Origin of the sequence: Nocardiopsis sp. TNDT3 (genome assembly GCF_003427465.1) — a bacterium.
GTDB classification, from domain to species: Bacteria; Actinomycetota; Actinomycetes; order Streptosporangiales; family Streptosporangiaceae; genus Nocardiopsis; species Nocardiopsis dassonvillei.
In genome coordinates this window covers 1-2,886 of sequence record NZ_QPFC01001158.1, presented here as the reverse complement: position 1 = coordinate 2,886, position 2,886 = coordinate 1, and the positions used below count along the sequence as shown (strand labels likewise).

Below are 2,886 nucleotides of genomic sequence, written 5' to 3'. Positions count from 1 at the left end.
GTGGTCGACGGTCGTCTTGCGGGCGGCGCCGCTGGTATGCGGGACCCGGACCCGCCGGGCGGCCGGGTGTGACACGGCGGACAGACGCACCACCCCGCCGACCGCACCATGAGGGCATACGCTCTCCCCCATGCGTATCGTCATCGCCGGAGGACACGGGAAGATCGCGCTGCGGCTGGCCAGGCAGCTGGCCGACCGAGGTGACGAGCCCGTCGCCCTCATCCGCAACCCGGACCACACCCAGGACGTCGTCGACGCCGGTGCCGAACCGGTCGTGATCGACCTGGAGAAGGCCACCGTCACCGAGCTGACGGAGAAACTCATGAACGCGGACGCCGTCGTGTTCGCCGCGGGCGCGGGCCCGGGCAGCGGCGCCGCCCGCAAGACGACCGTCGACCACAAGGCCGCCGTGCTGACCGCCGACGCGGCCTCCCTGGCGGGCACGCGCCGCCTGGTCCAGGTGTCGGCCATCGGCGTGGACGAACCCGTGCCGGAGGGCACCGACGAGACGTGGGCGGCGTACGTGGAGGCCAAGCGGGCCGCCGACGCCGACCTGCGCGAGCGCGACCTGGAGCTGGACTGGACGATCCTGCGCCCGGGCCGGCTGACCGACGACCCGGGCACCGGCAGGGTGGAGCTGGGCGGGGAGGTCGAGCGCGACGCGGTGACCCGTGACGACGTGGCCTCGGTGATCGTCGCCCTTCTGGACGAACCGGGAACGGTCGGCAGGGTTCTCAACCTGGTGAACGGGGAGACACCCGTCGCCGAGGCCGTCCGCGCCGCTGCCGCCTCCTCCTGAGGGGGTGCCCGCGGCTCTCTGTGGCCAGATGCGCCTCCAGGGGGCATGATGGTTGCGGAGCCCGGCGGAGCCCCGCCACGGTGGACGCGGATGACCGGGTGTCAGCCCGACGAGTACGGCAAGCTCCACGCAGAGCAGATGGGTACGGTTATTCATGAGCGTCACGCAGGTCGTGAGGGACAGCACGGTCGTCGAGCACGCCAAGGTCGCCGCGCAGCAGAAGCGCCGGATGTTCATCATCCAGCTGGAGGTGAACGCCTACGACGAGGCCTCCAGCAAGCTGCGCCCCGGGCTGACGCGCATCCTGGAGGGGATCGAGGAGGCCGGGTGGCGGCTGGACCTGATCACCCCGGGCGACGAGGGTGACAAGCCCGCCCGTCTGTTCATCTTCCGTCCGGACCCCGACAGCAAGAAGGACGACGCCGCCAAGGCCGAGCAGCAGCACCAGCAGGAGCCCTCGGGCCAGCAGCACGCCTACCCGCACCCGCCGACGGGCGCGCAGCCGCAGGACCCGTACGCGGGGTACGGCCAGCAGCCCGGATACGGGCAGCAGCAGTACCCGGGATACGACCAGCAGCAGTACCCCGGGTACGGGCAGCAGCCGGGCTACGGCCAGCAGCCCGGATACGGGCAGCAGTACCCGGGATACGGGCAGCAGCAGGGCTGGTAGTCCCGCGATCGAGTAACAGGCCCGCACGGCCAGCCGTGCGGGCCTTTTTCGTGCGCCTGATACCGGACAAATCCGGGTTCCGATGTATTCGGCGTACATCGCCGCTGACCCTGATTTCGGCTGGATAAAACCTTCACCCGACGAAGCGACGATATGTCCGGCATGCCTACCCCGAAGCCGAAGAAACTCCAGGGAAACTCTGGATTCTTCCCTGAAAGTACTCCAAGCACGTCCTCGACTACGCTAAGTTAATTCCGGCGGATGCAGCCACCCTGTTTTGAACTTCCGAAAGGTAAGAAGAATGTCCCGTATTGCCAAGGTTTCCGGATTCGTCCTCGCCACCGGCCTCGCGTTCGGTGCCTTCACCGGGACCGCCGCCGCCGACAACAACGCCGACGTGCAGAACGTGACCATCCCGATCTGCCTGGACGTCCTCGCGGCCTCCGGCGTCAGCGGCAGCGACTGCAACGTCATCGACTGGGAGTCCACGAAGGGCATCTCCGTCAACGACTAGGACCGGCCCGCCCTCGCACCCGGCTCGGTCACAGCGGGATCCACGGGTTCCGTCAGCACCAACGATCACACCACGAACCGAAAAGGACCAACACCATGAAGCGCTTCGCCTCCGTCTCCGGCCTCATCCTCGCCACCGGCCTCGCCCTGGGCGCCATGTCCGGCACCGCCGCCGCCGACAACAACGCCAACATCCAGAACGTCACCGTGCCGATCTGCGCCAACGTGCTGGCCTTCACCGGCTTCGAGCTGGGCGGCGACTGCAACGTGGCCTCCGGCACCAGCACGAACGGCATCTCCGTCGAGGACTAAGCCCGTCGACACGACGAACCTCTTGCGCACGACCTTCTGTGGGGGTGGACGCGGGGCACGGCGCACGCCGCGCCCCGCGTTCTGTGTCTGTGGCGGACAGAGCGCTCAGGGCGCGCAGGGCCGCGGATCGACGCCCTCCACCGGGTCGGTGGCCAGCCGGGCGTGCGCACCCGTGTCGAAGCGCTCCGCGCCGTAGCGCAGCTTGCGCCGTTCGATCCCCTCCGGCCGGAATCCGGACCGGCGCGCCACCACGCACGATCCCGGGTTGTTCAGCCGGTGCCCCAGCTCCAGCCGGAACAGGCCCGCCTCGGCGAAGGCGTACTCGCTCACCAGCAGCGTCGCGGCCGTGGCCACACCCCGGCCCCGCGCCTCGGCCAGGGTCCAGTAGGAGACCCAGCCGGTGTCGTGGGCCCTGCTGGTCACGTTGACCTGGACGTGTCCCAGCACCGGCCCGCCGTCCTCGACGACCGCGAAACCGAAGGCCGTGCCCTCCTCCGCCCGGACGCGCTGCCGGTCGATCCACGCGGCGGCCAGTTCCGGGGTGTCGGGGACCTCGGGCGACTGCCAGGCCAGCTCCGGCTCGGCGAAGGCC

At 69.8% G+C, this 2,886-nt stretch carries 5 protein-coding genes; 4 read left to right on the top strand and 1 reads right to left on the bottom strand.

Annotated features, from left to right (window positions below; genetic code table 11):
* Positions 1-130: 130 nt before the first annotated feature.
* The 4 genes from DQW06_RS25095 to DQW06_RS25080 all read left to right on the top strand — a co-directional run bounded on the left by DQW06_RS25095 (position 131) and on the right by DQW06_RS25080 (position 2,294).
* A complete protein-coding gene (locus tag DQW06_RS25095; RefSeq protein WP_117199433.1) occupies positions 131-799 on the top strand; it encodes an SDR family oxidoreductase in 669 nt (222 codons plus the stop codon).
* Positions 800-953: 154 nt separating this feature from the next.
* Positions 954-1,469, top strand: coding sequence for a hypothetical protein (locus DQW06_RS25090; protein ID WP_013156074.1), 516 nt, complete (start codon positions 954-956; stop codon positions 1,467-1,469).
* A gap of 301 nt (positions 1,470-1,770) precedes the next feature.
* On the top strand, positions 1,771-1,983 hold the full coding sequence (locus DQW06_RS25085) for a hypothetical protein (protein ID WP_013156073.1): 213 nt from the start codon (positions 1,771-1,773) through the stop codon (positions 1,981-1,983).
* 95 nt (positions 1,984-2,078) lie between these two features.
* Entirely contained in the window at positions 2,079-2,294 is a 216-nt protein-coding gene (locus DQW06_RS25080) for a hypothetical protein (RefSeq protein WP_013156072.1), read from the top strand.
* 105 nt (positions 2,295-2,399) lie between these two features.
* Here the strand turns inward: DQW06_RS25080 and DQW06_RS25075 are convergent.
* Positions 2,400-2,886: GNAT family N-acetyltransferase (locus DQW06_RS25075; RefSeq protein ID WP_157983598.1), on the bottom strand; the 487-nt coding region annotated here is incomplete at its 5' end.